The sequence below is a fragment of the Marivirga lumbricoides genome (genome assembly GCF_014636295.1).
In the GTDB taxonomy this organism is placed as follows: Bacteria; Bacteroidota; Bacteroidia; order Cytophagales; family Cyclobacteriaceae; genus Marivirga; species Marivirga lumbricoides.
The window spans coordinates 13,304-33,706 of the sequence record NZ_BMEC01000018.1 but is presented as its reverse complement, the minus strand read 5'-3'; the positions used below and the strand labels follow the sequence as shown (position 1 = coordinate 33,706).

18 protein-coding genes are annotated in these 20,403 nt (G+C 35.9%); 8 read left to right on the top strand and 10 right to left on the bottom strand.

Annotated elements, in window-relative coordinates; all coding sequences use genetic code 11:
- Nucleotides 1–46 precede the first annotated feature (46 nt).
- Nucleotides 47–1,027, top strand: coding sequence for a TerC/Alx family metal homeostasis membrane protein (locus IEV85_RS22210; protein ID WP_188467472.1), 981 nt, complete (start codon nucleotides 47–49; stop codon nucleotides 1,025–1,027).
- Here the strand turns inward: IEV85_RS22210 and IEV85_RS22205 are convergent.
- Together IEV85_RS22205 and gldB are read right to left on the bottom strand one after the other, a co-directional pair.
- Nucleotides 1,011–2,264 (bottom strand): LETM1 domain-containing protein, encoded by a 1,254-nt coding sequence (locus IEV85_RS22205; RefSeq protein WP_188467471.1) that lies wholly within the window; start codon nucleotides 2,262–2,264, stop codon nucleotides 1,011–1,013. The genes IEV85_RS22210 and IEV85_RS22205 overlap by 17 nt on opposite strands.
- Before the next feature lie 280 nt (nucleotides 2,265–2,544).
- Complete coding sequence (gene gldB / locus IEV85_RS22200) at nucleotides 2,545–3,561, bottom strand: gliding motility lipoprotein GldB (protein ID WP_188467470.1); 1,017 nt, start codon at nucleotides 3,559–3,561, stop codon at nucleotides 2,545–2,547.
- Between the two features lie 48 nt (nucleotides 3,562–3,609).
- Between gldB and IEV85_RS22195 the strand changes: the two genes are divergently transcribed.
- Entirely contained in the window at nucleotides 3,610–4,233 is a 624-nt protein-coding gene (locus IEV85_RS22195; RefSeq protein WP_188467469.1) for a porin family protein, read from the top strand.
- Here the strand turns inward: IEV85_RS22195 and IEV85_RS22190 are convergent.
- The 5 genes from IEV85_RS22190 to IEV85_RS22170 all read right to left on the bottom strand — a co-directional run bounded on the left by IEV85_RS22190 (nucleotide 4,223) and on the right by IEV85_RS22170 (nucleotide 10,829).
- Nucleotides 4,223–5,197 carry a lytic transglycosylase domain-containing protein gene (locus IEV85_RS22190; protein ID WP_188467468.1) on the bottom strand — a complete coding sequence of 325 codons (975 nt, stop codon included), beginning with the start codon at nucleotides 5,195–5,197 and terminating at the stop codon, nucleotides 4,223–4,225. The two genes, IEV85_RS22195 and IEV85_RS22190, sit on opposite strands and share 11 nt — an antisense overlap.
- A gap of 36 nt (nucleotides 5,198–5,233) precedes the next feature.
- Nucleotides 5,234–5,965: an LOG family protein gene (locus IEV85_RS22185; protein WP_188467467.1), complete on the bottom strand. Its 732-nt coding sequence runs from the start codon at nucleotides 5,963–5,965 to the stop codon at nucleotides 5,234–5,236.
- 76 nt (nucleotides 5,966–6,041) lie between these two features.
- On the bottom strand, nucleotides 6,042–6,959 hold the full coding sequence (locus tag IEV85_RS22180) for a lysophospholipid acyltransferase family protein (RefSeq protein ID WP_188467466.1): 918 nt from the start codon (nucleotides 6,957–6,959) through the stop codon (nucleotides 6,042–6,044).
- Entirely contained in the window at nucleotides 6,959–8,761 is a 1,803-nt protein-coding gene (locus tag IEV85_RS22175; RefSeq protein WP_188467465.1) for an ABC transporter ATP-binding protein, read from the bottom strand. Before IEV85_RS22175 ends, IEV85_RS22180 begins: the two co-directional genes overlap by 1 nt.
- Nucleotides 8,762–8,813: 52 nt before the next feature.
- Nucleotides 8,814–10,829 (bottom strand): protein-disulfide reductase DsbD family protein, encoded by a 2,016-nt coding sequence (locus IEV85_RS22170; protein ID WP_188467464.1) that lies wholly within the window; start codon nucleotides 10,827–10,829, stop codon nucleotides 8,814–8,816.
- 84 nt (nucleotides 10,830–10,913) lie between these two features.
- Here IEV85_RS22170 and IEV85_RS22165 point away from each other — a divergent pair, with 84 nt between their 5' ends.
- Together IEV85_RS22165 and IEV85_RS22160 are read left to right on the top strand one after the other, a co-directional pair.
- The gene (locus IEV85_RS22165) at nucleotides 10,914–11,156 is read left to right on the top strand and encodes a hypothetical protein (RefSeq protein WP_188467463.1); all 243 of its coding nucleotides are present in this window, start codon (nucleotides 10,914–10,916) and stop codon (nucleotides 11,154–11,156) included.
- A gap of 70 nt (nucleotides 11,157–11,226) precedes the next feature.
- The gene (locus IEV85_RS22160; protein WP_188467462.1) at nucleotides 11,227–11,508 is read left to right on the top strand and encodes a DUF427 domain-containing protein; all 282 of its coding nucleotides are present in this window, start codon (nucleotides 11,227–11,229) and stop codon (nucleotides 11,506–11,508) included.
- Between the two features lie 74 nt (nucleotides 11,509–11,582).
- On the opposite strand, the gene IEV85_RS22155 is transcribed toward IEV85_RS22160, so the two are convergent.
- The gene (locus tag IEV85_RS22155) at nucleotides 11,583–14,543 is read right to left on the bottom strand and encodes a glycosyltransferase family 117 protein (protein WP_188467461.1); all 2,961 of its coding nucleotides are present in this window, start codon (nucleotides 14,541–14,543) and stop codon (nucleotides 11,583–11,585) included.
- Between the two features lie 220 nt (nucleotides 14,544–14,763).
- Between IEV85_RS22155 and truA the strand changes: the two genes are divergently transcribed.
- The 4 genes from truA (at nucleotide 14,764) to IEV85_RS22135 (ending at nucleotide 19,721) form a co-directional block, all read left to right on the top strand.
- On the top strand, nucleotides 14,764–15,507 hold the full coding sequence (gene truA / locus IEV85_RS22150; protein ID WP_188467460.1) for a tRNA pseudouridine(38-40) synthase TruA: 744 nt from the start codon (nucleotides 14,764–14,766) through the stop codon (nucleotides 15,505–15,507).
- Between the two features lie 9 nt (nucleotides 15,508–15,516).
- Nucleotides 15,517–17,292, top strand: a complete 1,776-nt coding sequence (locus IEV85_RS22145) for an ABC transporter ATP-binding protein (RefSeq protein WP_188467459.1) — start codon at nucleotides 15,517–15,519, stop codon at nucleotides 17,290–17,292.
- A gap of 134 nt (nucleotides 17,293–17,426) precedes the next feature.
- Nucleotides 17,427–18,359, top strand: coding sequence for an ABC transporter ATP-binding protein (locus tag IEV85_RS22140; protein WP_188467458.1), 933 nt, complete (start codon nucleotides 17,427–17,429; stop codon nucleotides 18,357–18,359).
- Nucleotides 18,360–18,380: 21 nt separating this feature from the next.
- The gene (locus IEV85_RS22135) at nucleotides 18,381–19,721 is read left to right on the top strand and encodes an ABC transporter permease (protein ID WP_188467457.1); all 1,341 of its coding nucleotides are present in this window, start codon (nucleotides 18,381–18,383) and stop codon (nucleotides 19,719–19,721) included.
- 50 nt (nucleotides 19,722–19,771) lie between these two features.
- Here IEV85_RS22135 and IEV85_RS22130 read toward each other — a convergent pair whose 3' ends face one another.
- Both IEV85_RS22130 and IEV85_RS22125 read right to left on the bottom strand, forming a co-directional pair.
- Nucleotides 19,772–20,116: a hypothetical protein gene (locus tag IEV85_RS22130; protein ID WP_188467456.1), complete on the bottom strand. Its 345-nt coding sequence runs from the start codon at nucleotides 20,114–20,116 to the stop codon at nucleotides 19,772–19,774.
- A 26-nt stretch (nucleotides 20,117–20,142) separates the two neighbouring features.
- The gene (locus IEV85_RS22125) at nucleotides 20,143–20,343 is read right to left on the bottom strand and encodes a hypothetical protein (protein ID WP_188467455.1); all 201 of its coding nucleotides are present in this window, start codon (nucleotides 20,341–20,343) and stop codon (nucleotides 20,143–20,145) included.
- Nucleotides 20,344–20,403 lie beyond the last annotated feature (60 nt).

Here is a 20,403-nt window from a genome sequence, read left to right as displayed (position 1 = left end):
TTAAGCACGAGAAAAGTTATCTTGCGTATTAAATAGGTGCCATTATATGATATTCGCTTTGAATTTACAAAACAATCCTGAAAGTGCTTTATATATACTTTTTGGTGCTGTCATAATCATATTTCTGATTTTTGATCTCGGCTTTTTCAATAAAAATGCCCACAAAGTATCTTTAAAATCTGCTACCTACCAGTCAATATTTTGGGTAGTGATATCAGTTGCTTTTGGTTTCTTAATCTATAAATACGATGGTGGGGCTGAAGTTTCATTGGAATTCTTTTCTGCTTACCTCACAGAATATGCTTTATCAGTAGACAATATCTTTGTCATTCTTTTAATTCTGCGTTATTTCAAAATTAAGGAAGAGTATTATCACAATATTTTGTTTTGGGGAGTTTTAGGGGCGATCGTTTTTAGAGCAGTTTTCATATTCCTTGGCGCCTATCTTGTGGCTCAATTCCACTGGATATTGTATATTTTTGGAGCTTTTCTTGTCTACAGTGGGGTTAAAATATTTTTTCAGAAAGCAGATGATGATCTTGACCCTGAGAAAAATGTTATAATTAAATTTGCCCGGAAATACCTTAAAATTACAAAGGGAGATTTTAATGGTAAATTTTTTGTAAAAAGAGGACAGAAGTTTCTTTTCACACCATTGTTTTTAGTCATTCTCTTAATTGAATCGACAGATTTGATTTTTGCCGTGGATTCCATTCCGGCAGTATTTGCAATTACCCAAAGTGAATTTATTCTGTATACTTCCAATATTTTTGCCATCTTAGGTTTGAGGGCTAAATTTTTCTTACTGGCAGGTATTATTGATAGGTTCTACTTACTTCAGAAAGGATTATCTTTCATTCTCATATTCATAGGTGCCAAAATGCTATTAGAGTTTCTTGACATCCATATCTCAATTATAGTTTCTTTTAGCATTATAGTTTCTACCTTACTACTGTCTATTCTTATTTCGATACTGGTTCCACAGAAGAAAGAATTGTCTAAGGAGTTAACTAACCTTGAAAAGTAATTGGAAGTACATCCTTTGGTAGTATTTCAAGCAATATAGGTAAAGTAAGAAAATTACTTGGTATCGCTATATACCTAAATGCAGGGATTGTTTTAAGTACTTCAATTAACTTTATTCTTACAAGGTCTTTCTCCTCTGATGTAAGAATCTCTTTTTTTGATTTTTCCAGTAACGCATTTAGGTGCTTGCCTTGCTTTACTTCATTCACTAAATAAGCATGGTTGTTCTCCATTACTTTGGCAATGCGCTGATGAATAGTTTGATTGATTACCTGAAATGAGTGTTTGCTTTGTAGAAAATATACATCTTTCCAGTTGTCAATTACAAATGCTTCAATAGCGATTAAACTTACATCTAAATCAGTTTCGGTAAAGCCAAGTCTTTTAGCTAATATTAATAAAAACAACCTTTCTTCTTCTTTTACTACTTTATCTGCCCACACCATTAGAATAGCTAACTCAAGCACATATTTCTTGAAAAACCAGGTGTCCACATACTTCAGCTCTATCTGTTCTAACTTAATTCCTTCACGATATGCCTCTTTTGCTGCTTTTTCCTGATCTTTCGTTAGGTTAGCAGAATCAAGAAAAGTGAAAAAAATATTCTTTTCTCCTCTTTCCACTATATGTTTCGCATAAGCGGCTGCAGCAATTACTTTCAGCAATACCATTTTCATTTGATCTTTATGCCATTTAATGTTGGTGAATCTACCTGCGTACCATTCGCCAAAGTAATAGGTATCCAGAAAAAGAAAACTATTATGAAATAGGCCAGCCCAGAAGTTGTGCCAATTACTTTTCTCCGAGAGTTTTTTGTCCAATACTTTTTCAGTAAAAAGCAGGTTATCTAAAGAGATCGGCTTCAAAGAAAAAATTGTTCTTTTAGAAAGTCTTGGATTCAAGTGGTTGTAAAATCTTCCAATAGAAAGAGAAGTGTGTCTATAAAATTGCTCCCATTCTATTGCTCCCTTGGGAAGTTTTTTCAAAGAAAGGGCAGCACTGTGATATAGGCTTTCCAGTAAAACGATTTTCATTCTTTCAGAAGCTCCCCAACGTTGCTCCTTTGGATGCTTGTACCCAGGGCTATGAATTGCTTGTCCGTATATTAACCCTGTTGGCTGTACAATTTTATATAGGTGTTGCTCTTTAGTGGTAATAAACTCATCATTTAAAATAATGGGATACAGCTTTTTAAATTGAATATATTCGTGGAGCCAACCTTTTTCAGCAGGATTCATGGTAACTTATTTAAGATATGTGGAATAAGTGTTCTGAAAATCTAGAAGGTATATTATCACTAAGCATTAGTTAAATAGAGCCTATCAGGCAATTACACAAGAATCAATGATTATATCTGTAAGTCAGTAAAAAGTGATTACCCATTGTGCAATCTAATTTGAGATTCCATATAATATAGAAATTAATTCTGAAAGATAACTAACATTGCGGGTGTAAATTATTTTTCAGGTTTCAATATCATAATTAACCCACATATACGCAGTTATAAATTATGAGTTTTTATCCGCGCGGCTTATACTGAGATTTAGCAAATATTTCCTGTACATTAGTTTTTTGCATCAATTCCTGCAGGGTCACATTTGGATTATTTCGCATGTACGAATTAATTATCTGCCAACCTACCCATATGCCTATTCTTCCAGGGCAATTATTGCTAATTTCAAATGTCTTAGGTCTTTCTCCTATAAATTTATCTTTTAAAAAATGGCTGGTTTCATATAATAAATCATTCTCTAAAAAATTTGCCCAAATAATATGTTCATTTTTCGCAATGTCTTCCATTTCAGTGCTTGTATAGCCTATCAGCAGTGAGTCCGGAGTGCATGGAATAGTTTGTTTAGCGAGGTAATATGATTTACCATAAAAAATCATATCAGCAAGGAGGGTTTTATCAGAGTAATCAGTTTTATTATGCTTTTGAGTCAGCAATAGCATTGTCATAGGTACAATATATTCTTTTTGGTATCTTCTTAATATATAATCCGGAACCCCGGCAGGCAGGTAGCTGGCTTTTGGTCCAAGAAAATAATCTGCAGCTATAGCAACTAAAGAGTCCGACACATACAAATCCTTTTGCAGGCCTGATAATACCATTTGAAGATGAGGAGCTTCTACTTCAGGGTAATAATACTTGTAATACTGAAAGGCTCTTTCAAAGTCGTTTTGCAGGTTTTCAAAGCCCTTAAATTCTTCCTTTACTTCTGAATATACAGTATCTTTATAGGCGGAATTGGTAAAAATGTTCAATAGTCTTTCTGCAATAGCAGAGTCTGTAGTGTTGGTGTTTTCACCTAAAAAGTAAGAAGAAAGAAAAGGATGCTGATTTACAAATTGTTGCGCATCGTTATTACCAGATATGCTAATTAAGTCATCAGTAAAATCAGTAAAAGACATGTCTACCATTATTTCTGTCACTTCAGGAGCATTGGAGCAGAATTCTGTTTCTTTGCTACACGATAGGAACAAAATAGATAAAAGGATAAAATGAATAACAAAGCTGTTTCTATTGCGTTGCATTAGCTTAATTTAGAAATATAATTTGATTATTAATTAAACACGAATTAAATGAAAAAATTGCTCTTTTCAAGCATCTTATTAGTTTCTGTATTTAGTGCTCAGGCACAAGCGAAGTTTGGTTTAAAAGCCGCTCCTACTTTATCTTTCAATCGAGTGGAAGATGAATCGACCAATTATTCTTATAATCCTGATGGAGTAGGATTAAGATTTCAGTTAGGGCCTACAGTTGATTTTGAATTTAAAGAAAATCATTATTTTAGTACTGGTTTATTATTTGCCACTAAAAGAGTAGGTGTACAAATAAAGGATGAAGATACTAATTTTAGCTCTGATGAAGACTACTCCTTACATTATTTACAAATTCCATTAACCCTTAAATTGTTTACCGAAGAAGTAGGGTTGGATAAGAAGCTTTATTTTCAGGTAGGTGGTTCATTAGATATAAAAACAAAAGGAAGAGGTGAGGATTTAGATTTTGTGCAGAAATTTAATTTTATGGATGCTACTGCTCTTCTTGCAGCAGGTGTTGAGTATGGTTTTGGTATTGATACTAAATTATTTGGAGGTATAATTTACCAACGAGGCCTTTTTAATGTAATAAATGAAAGTACAAGTGACGGGCTGCGAGTTCAAAATGACTTGCTTGGGCTGGAGTTTGGAATCACATTTTAGAAGATTCCTGACTTTCTCCGCCTTTATTGTCAGAAGTATTTTCAGGTAAACTAATCACATAAAAATCATCTCCTCTAACGCTTATTTCATCATCAATTAGCCATGGGTTATAAATCTTAAGGGTTTTATAGGTGGTTCCCTGGCTAATCGCATAATCTACTAAATCAGTAGAGTTTCTTATTGTGTCATACCTATAAATATAGGGAGCGTATAGATGAGTTTTTTCAATTTCCAAACCATAATCTTTAGGGTTTTCTACAATCAGCTTAATAGCAATTATTCTAAAAACGTAGCGAGATGTTTCGCTATTAAGCATTAGATCGTAGTAAGTATCCGCTTTTTGATGATCCAGAGCATTTTGCATGCCTCGCATTCCTCTGTTATAGGAAGCAGCTACTAAGGTCCATGAATCAAATTTATCGTGAGCTCTTTTTAAGTATTTACAAGCAGCAATAGTAGATTTTACCGGATGGTATCTTTCATCAACATCTCTATTAATCTCCAACCCAAGTTCCTCACCTGTGCTTTCCAGTATCTGCCAGAAACCAACAGCACCTGCATAACTTGTTACATTTTCAAGGCCGCTTTCAATGAGAGCCAGGTATTTAAAATCCTCCGGGATACCATATTCCTTCAAAATAGGCTCTATAATAGGAAACCATCTATTGGCTCTTTTGAGTAAAAAAATAGTATTATTGTGCCAATAAGAATTAATATGTAGCTCTTTATCCAGTCGTTCTTTTACATCAGGAATTTCTAACGGTACTTGCTCTCCTGCAAATGCAACCTTTTCAGGTAGAGGAATACTTCTGGCATTAATAAACCCAAGAGGTTCAGTTAATACAATTTCTTCCTCCTGAGTGGCAGGTCGTGGTTCCTTGCTTTGATTTCCTTTAAAAGCGATTACAAGAAAAGTAAATGCTGCTAATATTGAAATGTATAGCGCGAGGCGACTTTCTGACATTCTAATTTATTAAAAACGTTAAAAATGTACTGATTTTTAGAAATTTGGAGATAGCATAAATTGAGAATAAAAATCATCAATTACTTTAACTGCTTCGGTAGGGGTATCTACTACCTTAAACAACTCCAAATCCTCTTTATTCACATTGTTTTCGGCATTAATTAAAGTGGTTTCAATCCATTCTAACAATCCTGACCAAAAACTTTTACCTACTAAAACAATTGGAAAACGTCCAATTTTATGTGTCTGGATTAAAGTAAGGGCTTCAAAAAGCTCATCCATTGTGCCAAATCCCCCTGGCATTACAACAAAGCCCTGAGCGTATTTAACAAACATTACTTTTCTTACAAAGAAATAATCAAATGTGATCAATTTATCAGGATCAATGTAAATGTTGTTAAATTGTTCGAAAGGTAGCTCTATATTCAACCCTACTGATTTGCCGTTTTCACTTTTAGCACCTTTATTTCCGGCCTCCATTATTCCTGGCCCGCCTCCGGTTATTACTCCATAACCATGTCTTACTAATTTAGCAGCTACTTCTTCTGCCATTTTATAGTATTTATTGTCAGGCTTGGTGCGCGCTGAACCAAATATTGAGACACAAGGGCCTATTTTTGCTAATTTTTCAAAACCATCTACGAACTCCGACATGATTTTAAAAATCGCCCACGAATCAGAACTTTTAATTTCATTCCAATCCCGGTCTTTAAAAGCATTTCTTATTTTATTTAGTTCATTATTGTCAATATTTTCTATCTCACTCATTACTTAAAAGGGTTGTAAATTTTTCAATTGTTGATAATAAGATAAGGAATTTAGCAAAAATATACTACTAAAAGGTTCAGTCTTTAGCTGTTGCATTTCTTTTTTCATCAAAATCTGCAGGTTTTGGTCTTTTCCATCTCTTGTGTGTCCATAGCCAATAGGCAGGCGCTTCATGTAAATCTTTCTCCAGCAAACGCATAAATCTCTCAGTAATGTATCCATACTCTGTGTCCTGAGGATTTTCAGCTATAACTTCCATTTCAATTTCGTAATATGATCTGCCTGTTTTACGAACATGTAGGTAGATAGGGATATAATTTTTTGCTTTACTTATTTTTTCTGCTCCATAAAATACTCCGGTTTCCTGCCCCATGAACTCCATCCAGTAGCTATTGTAAACATTGAGAGGAGCCTGATCTGCTGCGAAACACAAAAAATGTTGCTTATCCTGATACTCGATAATTTTTCTTGAAGTTTCTGCTTTAGGAAACATGATGGAATTCATCCGTGACCTACTCTTTTTAACCAGTTTTTCCATGTATGGGTTTTTCAGTACTGCATACATGATCAATACTTTTGGGTTATTTGGCTCCTGAATGAAATTTAAACTAAAAATAAGCCATTCCCAATTATTATAGTGGGGACCCATGATAGAAAGATTATAGCCTTTATCAATAAAATGCTGGGCAACTTCAGGGTTCAAAAACTTATGGCGCTTTTTTATCTCCTTTTCTGAAATGGTAAAAGATTTAAGGCTTTCCACCATCAAATCGCAAAAATGCTTGTAGAACTCTTTTTCTATAGCTTTAATTTCAGCTTCTGATTTTTCAGGAAAACATCTTTTTAAGTTACTTTTTACTACTTTTTTACGATAATCAAATACATAATATATCGCAAAATACAATACTCTCGAAAGTGCATGGAGCAACCAAAATGGCAGGATTGACCCCGCATATATCAGTGTTTTTAAAATAAGATAGATTAAGTAATCCATTAATCCTGTAATTGAAGCTTCACTAAATTGTTATAGGTTCCATCTGCTGCAGATATCAATTCTTCATGAGATCCTGACTCAGCAATTTTACCCTCTTTAAGCACATATATTTTGTCTACTTTCCTGATGGTAGCCAAGCGATGTGCTATAATGATAGTTGTTCTGTTTTTCATCAGCTCATCTAGTGCTTCCTTTACATAGTTTTCTGATTCAGCATCGAGCGAACTGGTAGCTTCATCTAGAATAAGGATTTTAGGATCCTTTAATATAGCTCTGGCTATAGCAATTCTTTGCCGCTGGCCTCCTGAAAGCTTTACACCTCTTTCTCCCACCAATGTATCCAGTCCTTCAGGGAAGTCTTTAATGAACAGCCATGCATTTGCCTTTTGTGCTGCCTGCAAAATTTCTTCTTCTGTGGCACCTGGCTTTCCATAAGCAATGTTCTCTCTGATACTTCCTCCGAAAAGAATAATTTCCTGAGGTACTATACCAATATTTTTCCTGTAGCCTGATAGATCGTAATTAGTAACTTCCTTATTATCTACACAAATTGCTCCACTATCCAGGTTATAGAAACGGAGTAGTAGCTGAATAATAGTAGATTTACCGGCTCCACTGTGGCCTACAAGGGCAATTTTTTCACCTGCACTTACTTTAAAGCTTAAATTCTCAAGTACTTTTACATCTTTCCGTGTAGGGTAAGAAAAACCGACTTCCTTAAATTCTATGTCCCCATGAAGAGTAAGTTCTTTTTGGTCGGATTCATTAATTTTTTGCTCGCCTTCTTCCTCTAAAATTTCCATTACACGTTCCGATGCACCTATTGCTTTTTGTATTTGACCATACAAATCACCCAACCCTGCAATTGAACCACCAATAAAAGTGGTGTAAAGTACAAAACTTAACAAGTCACCTACGCTCATGTCGCCTGCTTGCACTAAGTTAGCGCCATACCACATAACAGCTACTATTCCCCCAAACATGGCAAAAATGATGAATGAAATAAATGCTCCCCGGAAACTGGCAGATTTTAATGCTACTTTAACCACCTTTGCCATTGATTTTTTATAGCGAACAACCTCAATGAATTCACTGGTGAAAGCTTTTACAACATTTATTGACTGAAGAGTTTCTTCAACAACCACATTGGCAGATGCGAGTTCATCCTGAGTTTTCTTGGATAGTTTTCTTATAAACCTTCCAAAAACCATTGCTGCTATCACCAGAATAGGAAAAGTACCTAGCATGAACAGGGAAAGTTCAGGTGTGGTGTAAAAGATGATAAAGGCTCCTATTATTAAAGTAGCAACCTGCCTGATAAATTCTGCCAAAGTTACGGAAAAGGTGTCCTGAAGTAAGGCAATGTCTGTTGTTATTCTACTAACAATTTCTCCCACTCTTTTTTTATCATAAAAAGTCATTGGAAGCTCCATTAATTTACTGTAAAGGCCGGTGCGCATATCTGCCATGGCTCTTTCACTTACCTGGGCAAAAAGGTAAACTCTAAAGAAAGAGAAAATGCTTTGTACTGCCAGAATTGCAATTAAAATAATTGCTACTCTGTTAATGTCGCTAAAAATCCCCTCCGCATTTCCTTGTGCTACATCTACCAGCTTACCTGCCACATAGGGAAAACCTAAAAGTGTGGTACTTGAAATAAGCAGGAAGAATAAACCAATAATAAAATAACCCTTGTAAGGCTTAATAAAACTGAAAATACCTGTAAGTTTCTTGATATTTTCTTTGTTGAGTGGCCTCTTTTCTTCCTCGTTGAGTGCTGTGCCTCTTCTGCTTTTCGCCATTCTCTTTAATCTAGTATCTTGTTTTTAACTTCACAAAGTTACAACACTTCTTTTAAAGCTTTTTGTTTTCCTGCTTGAACTTTGTTTTACCATTTTCCAGGTAGTCAACAAATTTATTCACATTTAATTCATAAGCTATAGGCTTTACGAGCAATTCACCGTTGGTATTTAAAATTACGTAGTAAGGCTGAGCATTATTATTAAATCTTGTTATTTGTAAATCTGCATTTTGTGCACCGATAGTTTTCTTTACTTTTCCATCGTACTCGCTGGTATACCAATCTGATTCAGGAAGTTCTTTCTTCTCATCAACATATAAGGCCAACATCACGAAATCATTTTTTAACCTTTTAAGTACTTCTGGTTCAGACCAAACTCTGGCTTCCATTTCTCTACAGTTTACACAACCATGTCCTGTAAAATCCACAAAAATCGGTTTGTTTAACTTTTTAGCACAAGCCAGTGCCTGATCATAATCGAAATAGCCTCTTATTCCATGTGGGAATTCCAGAAAATCTGAATATTTAGGCGTTTCACATTGTTCATATTCTGAAGATTCAGCCACTCCGCCTGAGTTCTGTCGAATAATGGACGGAATATCGAAATCATGTGAACTCATTGGTGGTAAATAACCGGCCATTGCTTTCAAGGGTGCACCGAATAAACCTGGTATCATATACACAACAAAACTAAAAGTGGCCATGCTCAACATGAGCCTTCCAACAGAAAGTTTCTCGATAGGGCTGTCGTGAGCTAATCTTATTTTTCCCAAAAGGTACAACCCTAAAAAGGTGAAAATAACTATCCATAGGAGCAAATAGATTTCCCTGTCGAGAATGCCCCAGTGGTAAACCTGGTCAGCAATGCTCAGAAACTTTAAGCCTAATGCTAATTCTAAAAAACCTAAAACCACTTTAACGGAATTGAGCCATCCACCTGACTTTGGTAATCGGCTCAGCCACTCCGGAAAAATGGCAAAAAGAGAAAATGGAATAGCAAAAGCCATAGAAAAACCGAACATCCCTATTAAAGGCTTTATTACCTGCCCACCTGCGGATTCTACTAAAATACTGCCCACTATAGGGCCTGTACAGCTAAAAGAAACCAAAACTAAGGTAAAGGCCATAAAAAACACTCCTCCTAAACCTCCTTTATCTGCTTTGGCATCTACCTTATTTACAAAACTTGAAGGTAAATTGATTTCAAACAAACCTAAAAAGGATAATGCAAAAATGAAGAACACTAAAAAGAAGAATACGTTGGGGATCCAGTGTGTGCTTAACCAGTTGGCAAAACCTGGCCCGTTTATAACAGCTACAACAGTTCCTGCCAAAACATAAATCAGCACTATTGAAATGCCAAAAATAAGTGCCTTGCGTAATGCTCCTGATTTAGTTTTTGATTTTCCGGTAAAGAATGTCACCGTCATAGGGATCATAGGGAAAACACAAGGAGTTAACAAAGCTGCTAGCCCTCCAACAAATGCAAATAACATAAATGCTAATAATGAATAGGGCGAATTAGACTCTTGATCCGTCAATAAAGAACCTTTCACTTCATCAGCCTCAAGATCATCTACAGATTTATTTTCTACAGGAATTTCAATTTTCTCACCGAAACTAAAGTCTTCATTGAAAGGAATGCATTTACCATCTACATCCGAGCAAACCTGGTAATTGTAAGTTCCTGAAATGTAAAATGGTAAGGATTTAACAATGGTTTTTTGCTGAAATTCTCCTTTACCTTTAAAGTAGGTGTATTCTCCTTCCCAAATATCATCATACCCCCTGGAGGGATTGATAGGAATAATACTGTCTAATAACTGGTAGGTTTTGTTTTCTTCAAACTCGAACTCCGTTACCATGGGCCCCAATTCAGGGTCAAAGTCGGAAGAATACAAATACCAATTATCATCTATTTTAGCTTGAAAAGAGAGTATAACGGTATCTCCATGCTGAATATTTTCGGTGAGTATTTTATTTTCCCAGGAAATTGGTTTCAGTACCTGGCTATGGCCGGATTGAAAAAATAAGCCTGCCAGCAACAGGGTTAGTAATATACTTCTCATAAACTTTTAATAACACGCTTGCGTCTATAATATATCTCCAACACGAAGATAGTTAATTTTTGTTCAACCATAAGAGCTACACACATGAAACAACTTAAAAGGAGATGGCTGGTATATGCCATATCGGGTTTAATTTTAATAGGTGCAGGTTTAAGCTTATCAATTGAGGCAGCCTTGTATAGGTTTCAAAATATTGGTGGATTCTCATGGATAGGCTATGGCACTGTAGCACTAATAATTTTTAACTCAGGTATCTGTTTATTTGGACAGGGTGTCATTTATAAAGTTCGGCTAGACGACAAAAGGCAGCAGGAATTGAATAATTAATTAACCTAATTGCTTTAAAGGAGTTAAAAAATTCAAATAAGATTGATTTAAGAACTAAACATATTAAAATATGAAAGCTATTTGGAATGGTCAGGGGTTAGCGGAAAGTGATAATACAATTGTTATTGAGGGTAACCATTACTTTCCTCCTTCAACTATAAGAAAGGAATATTTTAAAGATTCCAATACCAATACAGTTTGCCCCTGGAAGGGAACAGCTTCCTATTATACTATAAGTGTGGATGGTAAAGAAAATGAGGATGCTGCATGGTATTATCCTCAAGCCAAAGAAATGGCAAAGAAAATTGAAAACTATGTGGCTTTTTGGAAAGGAGTTGAGGTAAAAGAGTAGTTCTTAGGACCATGCTTAAAAAGACATAAAAAAAAGCTGTCAATCGACAGCTTTTTTTAGGATGTCACAATTTTTTACATTTTTTCATAGAGTACTCTCAGTTCATCCTGATACTGAAGTGCTTCTTCGTTTTTATTATATTGTCTCAGAATCTGAAGTGTTTGTTGCAATATGGCAAAGCTGATCTGTCTTTCTCTGCTCATGTATCCCATTCCCTCTTTGTGGCTAACAAGGTATCCCAATAATTCTACATTCTGATCCCAAAGCTTACGCACTAATTCATTGGCTTTGTCATCATGTCCTGTAGCATAATATATTTGGATATAATCTAAAGCTGTAATATCTAATGGTACTGCTTCTTCAGAAACTTTTTCACGAATGTAGTCTATTACCTCCACTGCTCTTGTATCGTCTCCTTCAGCCAATAGGGATTTGGAAAGCGTGGTGTAAGCAGACCTGTGGTTAAGGAAGAAATTTCTGTAGTTTTCGTTATAATATACATCCGGATCATCAGTATTGGTAAAGCTGAATTCCTTCATCAGGTTTTTGTACATTACTTCGGTGTTCACAAATTCCTCGCTCATATTAGGATTGGCAATCGGTAATAATCTATAAGCAAGGCCTTCCTGAACTACATATTTTTTCAGGTTCATTTTAATGCCATTAAGAGAGGTAGTGTTAAAGTATATAGGTCTTTTCCACTTATTCTCATTCATGATATCCAGTATCATCAAATCTTTTTTCTCTAATCCATTTCCCTGAATGTTCCAGGTCATTTTATCAACCAGCAACGGCATTTTATCTTCAGGAATAATTCCTAAGTTTCTTACATTTTGCTTATCGATAGAAAGGCTTAAAGATTTGGAAGGGATCATGTTATATTTCCCCACAGAGGTAGGTATTTGTAGGCCAGGGTTATTACTCCTGATCAATTCCATATACCGTTCTAAAGGAATAGCACCTTGTATACCTGCACTTTCCACATAGGGTAGATAATCATTTAAGCCCCCTTGCTGTACCTGTTGCGGAGTTAAACTCATTGGTATAGGCTCGGAATCATAAGAATTCTGCCTCATTTGGTTAATATACCAATCTGTATTAAAGTAACTCAATACAATTACACGAACGTCAGTTCTGTAGTCTTCCACCTCTTGTATAAACCATAAAGGGAATGTATCATTATCTCCTCCGGTAAATAAGATAGCATTGGGTGCACAAGATGCAAGATAATTTCTTGCGGCATCAACGGAAAAATACCTGTCAGATCGGTCGTGATCATCCCATCCTTCGGCTGCCATAATTCCAGGAACAACCAAACAAATAGCTCCGGCAATAGCACCAGCCATTTTAGGGTTTTTAATTGCTTTTTCTAATAAAGAAGCTACAGCTAAAACGCCAAAACCTATCCAAAAGGCAAAAGCATAGTAAGAACCTGCATAAATGTAGTCTCTTTCACGTGGCTCAGTGGCCGGAGAATTTAAATAGAGAATTAAAGCCACCCCTGTTAAAATAAATAGAAGGCCGATTACGCTGAAGCTTTTCACATTTTTATTGTAGTGGAAAATTAGGCCTACAACTCCTAAGATAAATGGAAGCATCCAAAAGTTATTTCTTGCTTTATTTTCTTTCATTACTTCAGGCAGCTCGGAGCTATCCTGAAACATTGTTTGCCAACCAGCACCTTCTATATCACTTTCTCTACCGGCAAAATTCCACATCAAGTAGCGGAAATACATGTGTCCGAGCTGGTAGCGAATCAGGAAAGTAATATTATCTGCAAAATTTGGCACTTCATTAGGCTTCAACCCTGTCCAGCTACGGTACTCTTCAGCATGACCCGGAGCTCCACTATACATTCTTGGAAGAATGGTGGTTCTGTTCGGGTCATAGTTAGTTTCTATCTTATAATCGGTGATTTCATACTCTTCTTCACCTTTAGTATAAATAGGATCACCCTTTTCCTGAGTAGTTACTTGCGCATCAAAATATTGACCATGCAATAAAGGACGAGAGCCATATTGATCCCTGTTGAGGTATGACAATAAAGTCATCACATTTTCAGGATCGTTCTGATCGATTGGAGGATCATAAGAGGAACGAATAGGGACAATAAAATAGGAAGAGTAACCAATAAGGATAAATGAGAAGGCTAGTAAGAAAGTGTGTAAAGTAACTTTATTCTTCTTGATGGCATAGATAATTCCATAAGTAAATCCGCCAATGAGCAAGAGACCGAAAATAAGCGCCCCAAATCCAAATGGTAAGCCTACTACATTGATGAAGAATATTTCAAATTTACCGGCAAGTGCAGGTACTCCCAGAATAATAAACCTCCAGATAAGTATTAGGATACCACCGCTAATCAATAAAGCGAATAAAATGCCTTTAAAAGTTACTTTTTCATATTTCTTAAAATAGTAAATTAAACCAAGTGCAGGTAAGGCAACAATATTCAATAAGTGGACCCCTATTGAAATTCCAATAATATAACCTATAAGCACCAGCCACTTATTTGCTTCAGCCTCATCAGAAATTACATCCCACTTAAGCATGGCCCAAAATACTAATGCTGTAAGGAAAGAAGACATAGCGTATACTTCAGCTTCTACAGCTGACCACCAAAATGAGTCTGAAAAAGTGAAAGCTAAACTACCAATTGCTCCTGCAGCTATTATCTTAATGGTTTGGCCAGTGGTAGCCTCACCCACTTTTATTTTAAGAATTTTATGAGCTATCAAATTGATAGACCAAAACAGGAATAAAATGGTGAACCCACTGCTTAAGGCAGAAACAAGGTTTACTGCAAAGCCTACTGATTCCACATTGCTGGAAGCAAACATTGAGAACATTCTACCAATGAGCAAGAACATAGGCGCACCAGCCGGATGTGGAACTTGTAATTTATAGGCACTGGCAATGAACTCTGCACAATCCCAAAAACTTGCTACAGGCTCAATAGTAAGGATATAAACAGCGGATGCAATCAGGAATATAAGCCATCCGGTAATGTTATTGATTCTTTGGTAAGAAGTCATATTTATGTCTAATTATAAATTGTCTGGGCGAAAATAAGAAAATTAGCTGTTTCGGACATGAAAACGAGCAGATTAATTGAGAATTGTTACAGAGGGAGCAATATTTAGACTGATAAATTTTTACATTCTATTTTTCAATAATAAAAATAGTGGCTGATAAAGCCGTTCCTTTAGGGCTAAACTGCACAAAACCCTTTAAATTTGAACTGAAAAATAATTGATGCGCTACTTTTTTACCATAGCTTACAAAGGAAGTCTCTACCACGGATGGCAAAAGCAACCTAATGCTGTAACCATACAGCAAAAAGTAGAGGAAGTTTTTTCCACTATTTTCAATCAGCCTATTGAAGTAGTAGCAAGCGGCAGAACGGATAGTGGTGTACATGCTACCCAACAGGTTTTCCACTTAGACTTGCCCGATAATGTGGAGCCACGACAGTTGATTTTTAAAGCGAACAAAATGTTGCCTCAAGACGTTGCTTTGCTGGATGTAAAAGCTGTAGGAAATGAGGTGCATGCACGCTTTGATGCCATTAGCCGTTCTTACCAATATAAAATTATCAAACGGAAAGATGCTTTTAGTGCGGATCAGGCCTATTATTTTACTAAAGAGCTAGATTTACAGAAAATGAATGAGGCGGCAGCTTCACTTTTTGAATTCGAGGATTTTGAGAGCTTTAGTAAGGTGAAAACTGATGTTTTTACATTTAATTGTGAGATATTTGAGGCTGAATGGAAACAAGAAGGGTTTACGCTGGTTTTTTATATCAGCGCTAATCGATTTCTGCGTGGTATGGTAAGGGCAATTGTAGGAACTTTGTTGGAAGTAGGTCAACACCGTATAAATCCGGAAGATTTTAAGCGCATTATCAGAGAAAAGAAGAGGACATTGGCCGGCAGATCAGTGCCTGCACATGGCCTTTATTTAACCGATGTAAAATACCCGCAGGAAATTTATTTATAAAAACCAAGAGTGAAAAAAGAAGATATTAAAAGCGGCAATATAATTGATACTAATGTGCTCAAGCGCTTATATCAGTTTGTTATACCCTATAAAAAGAGATTTTATTTTCTGGTATTCCTAACAATAGCACTTGCAGTATTGGCTCCTGCCAGACCTTTTGTTATTCAGAAAGCCATTGATCAACCTATCGCTCAAAACGATTTTCAGGGCTTACTATGGATGACCATAATACTTGTAGGGCTTCTGATATTGCAGGCGATAGTTCAGTATGGGCATACTTATATTTCAGGCTGGCTAGGACAATATATTATACGGGACATCAGATTGAAACTTTACCGACATTTATTGAGTCTGCGCCTGAAGTTTTTTGATAAAACACCAATAGGGAGATTGGTAACAAGAAATGTCTCAGATGTAGAAACACTTTCAGATGTATTCAGTCAGGGGATTGCGGGTATGATTGGTGATATTTTGCAGATTCTTTTCATACTGATTATGATGTTTGCCATGAGCTGGAAGCTAACTTTAGTTTCGTTAGCAACTTTACCTCTTCTGTTTTTGAGCACTTACATCTTTAAGGAAAAGGTTAAAGTGGCATTTAATGAAGTAAGAAATGCCGTATCTAACCTCAATTCATTTGTTCAGGAGCATGTAACGGGTATGTCAGTAGTTCAGATTTTTACTGCTGAAAAGCGAGAATATGAAGCCTTTAAAAAGATTAATGAAGAGCATAAGAGGTCAAATATTCGGTCTGTATTGTATTATTCTATTTATTTTCCTGTAGCAGAAGTTATTCAGGCCACAGGTATAGGATTGCTGGTTTGGTACGGATCAAAAGGGGTTATTAACCAGGTAGAAAGTGGCATTACGCTGGGTATGCTTGTGGCCTTTATTCTTTACATCCAGATGTTCTTTAGGCCAATCCGGTTAATTGCAGATAGGTTCAATACGTTACAGATGGGTATAGTAAGTTCTTCCAGAATATTAAACTTACTTGATAACAAAGAGCATATTCCTGATAATGGTTCTCATAAGCCCGAAGATTTAAGAGGAGAAATTCAATTCAAAAATGTTTCTTTTGCTTACAATGAAGATGAAACTGTACTTAAAAATATCTCTTTCGATGTAAATGAAGGTGAAACAGTAGCATTGGTAGGAGCAACCGGAGCGGGTAAATCATCTGTAATAAATCTTCTAAGCCGCTTTTACGATATTCAGGAGGGTAGTATTTGCCTTGATGGAGTAGATATTAAAGAGTATGATCTTAATTATTTGAGATCAAATATAGGGGTTGTTTTACAGGATGTTTTCTTGTTTTCTGACACTATTGAATATAATATAACCCTGGGCAATCCAAATATTTCTCATCAACAGGTGGTAGATGCAGCCGAGATGGTAGGAGCAAGAAAGTTTATTGAGCGACTGCCCGGTGCTTACAATTATAATGTAATGGAGCGTGGTGCCACGCTTTCAGTGGGTCAGCGGCAGCTCATTTCTTTCGTTAGGGCGATGGTCTATAATCCAAAAATCATTGTTTTGGATGAAGCCACCTCTTCTGTAGATACAGAAACTGAAGAAATGATACAGAAAGCCATTGATAAAATGATGAAAGGGAGAACCAGTATTGTAATTGCTCACAGGCTTTCCACCATTCAGAAAGCAGATAAAATTATGTTGCTTGATAAGGGGGAAATTAAGGAAATGGGTACGCATGAAGAACTCCTGGCAGAATCCGGTTTCTACACCCAATTACATAATATGCAATATAAGGAGGTGATGAAGTAATAGCGATTTCTAAAATCCAATAATAAGCTTATGCATCATCTAAATAACATGTTTTATCACTTATTTTAGGCGATAATCAACTTTTTCTTTGCAAGGCGTTCATTTTTAAATACATTTGAGATAAAAAAAATGCCGTGAATATACTTACAGCTGAAAATCTCAATAAATCATTTCACAAGAATATAGCGCTTAACAACCTGAGTCTGGAAATTCCGAAGCAATCTATTTTTGGTCTTTTGGGCCCAAATGGAGCTGGTAAGAGTACTTTCATCAGAATTGTAAACCAGATTATTTATGCTGATTCTGGTGAAATTCAAATTAATGGTGAAGCATTAGCACCTAAGCATATTGGTACAATCGGGTACTTACCTGAAGAAAGAGGCCTATACAAAAAAATGAAAGTAGGTGATCAGCTTCTTTACCTGGCACAGTTAAAGGGGTTGTCTAAAACTGATGCTAAGGCTAAAATTAAAGTGTGGATGGAGAGATTTGGTGCTACTGACTGGTTACAGAAAAAAGTAGAAGACCTATCCAAAGGAATGCAGCAGAAAGTTCAGTTTGTAGCAACAGTAATGCATGAGCCGGAACTTATCATTTTAGATGAGCCATTCTCAGGATTTGATCCTATTAACGCTAATTTAATTAAGGATGAAATATTGGCTCTTCGCGAGAAAGGCAGTACTATCATATTTAGTACGCACAGAATGGAATCAGTGGAAGAATTGTGTGACCATATTGCATTGATCAATAAGTCAGAGAAAATTCTGGATGGAGAAAAAACCGCTATCAAAGAAAAATATAAATCTCATATTTACAGGATAACTTACCGGGGTAAGGCCCTTACGCCATCCAATCAGTTTGAATTACTTTCAAATATTGAACATGTAGATGGAACATCAGAGGCTAAAGTAAGGCTTGCAGAGAATTTTACATCGAACGATTTACTTGAATTACTCTTAAGTCAGTCTGTTCAAATCATTTCATTTCAGGAAGAAATTCCTTCTATCAGTGATATTTTTATAAAATTAGTACAGGGTGCTACAGCCGAAAAAGAAGTTGTAGCTTAAGATTATTAACTTTTACAGACCATGAGTAAAATTGGCTTAGTCATAAAAAGAGAATTTGAAGGCAGGGTAAAGAAGAAAAGCTTCCTTTTGGCAACTATTTTAGTGCCTTTGCTTTTTCCTGCAGTAATAGGAACCATGTTGTATTTTGCCCTGGAGGAACAGAAGAGTGCGAAGGAACAGGTTGTTTATGTGTTGGATGAAGGTAACGATTTTGAGCTTGAAAGCGACAGAAAATATCAATTTCAGAATTTAGATTCTGATATTGAAGCGGCTAAGCTTGCTTTTAGTGAAAGCGATGCTTACGCACTTTTGTATTTGCCAAAGCTTGACCTCATGAATCCGGGTGGTATGGTACTATACACAAAGAAAAATCCTAGTCTTCAGGCGAGCTCTTATTTTGAGAACAAAGTAGAATCTCAAATCAGAGATAAGAAACTGAAAGCATCAGGAATTAGTGAAGAGCAGCTTGAAGAGTTAAAAACAAGTATTTCACTTCCCTCAGTTAACATTAGCGAAACTGGAGAGGAACAGGCCAGTAGTGCAGGTGTTGCTTACGGAATAGCCTATGGGTTTAGCTTTCTGGTTTATATGTTCGTTTTAATCTACGGTTCGCAAATTATGCAAGGCGTAATTGAGGAAAAGTCCAGTAAGATTGTTGAAATAATAGTTTCTTCCGTGAAGCCATTCCAGTTGATGCTGGGGAAAGTAATAGGGGTAGCTTCAGTAGGTTTATTGCAGTTTGCCATATGGGTAGTTTTAATTTTTGTATTATCTACAGCAGTATTTTCTATTTTCGGTTTAAACCCTGCGGAAATGCAAGCTGCTCAGCAAAGCATGACGGATGTTTCTTCGATGAATGGATCAGGAAACGAATCAGTAGAAGCATTAATGAATAATTCGGAAGTAAACGAAGTAATGGAAATAGTATATGATATTCCCTACGCTTATTATATTTCAGTATTTATATTTTTCTTTATCAGTGGCTATCTCTTATATGGGGCGTTATTTGCCGCAGTGGGTTCGGCTGTAGATAATATCTCTGATGCTCAACAGTTTACATTACCCATTACATTGCCGATGATCATTGGATTTTTAGGAACATTTATGTTTGTAATGCCAGACCCTGATGGAAATGTGAGTTTCTGGCTCTCCATCATTCCATTCACCTCACCAGTTGCTATGATGGCCAGAGTAGCCTTTGGTGTGCCCGCATGGGAGTTAGCTTTAAGTATGATATTAATGGTATTTGGCTTCCTCTTTACAATCTGGATAGCAGGAAGAGTTTACAGAATAGGAATTTTAATGCATGGCACTAAAGTGAATTATAAAACGCTTTTGAAATGGATGAGAACAAACGGCTAAAATAAAATCTCATTAAAACTTATAGATAGTAGCTGAAAGTGAGCTAGCTTTCAGTTATTTTCTTTTTTTAGATAAAATATATATTTATTTATTGAGCCTTCTTCCGTTATTCTAAGATTCAATTCTATTGTAATATTATTTTCCATCATGTTTTTTACCTGGAAAAAGCACCCATCCTCTCTAAAGTAATATCCCCCATTTATTGAACCTATTGATTCATATTGACATTTTGCTGGCCATAATTTATTTCCGCGAGGAGAACAAATTATAGTAGCTTGCTTAAATGTAAGCTCAAAGGAATTAAAATCTTTTATTTCTTTATCGTTTTCTTCATAGCCACTGCATTTCCATTTTCCCATTAAATGCTGCACTAAATCCCTGCTTTTCGCAATCATTATAAAAATTGATTTTAAGGTTGTGTTTAATTTTTCACACTATGATGAATTTTTCTGCGGGTATAAACTGATTCATTCCGTCTTTCAAACACCTTTTCCGGTCTATCAATGAATTCAGTGGTTTGGATTCTTATAAAAGTCTGTTTCTCAATAGGTAATATTTTCTCAGATCCATTTTCAGGAACCCATAAAAATATGGAGGTTAAGAAAAATATTAGTGACTTCATTTACCAAAAGTGAAGCAAGGAAAGCAGGAATCCTATACCTACTTCTGGGTATTTTTCGTA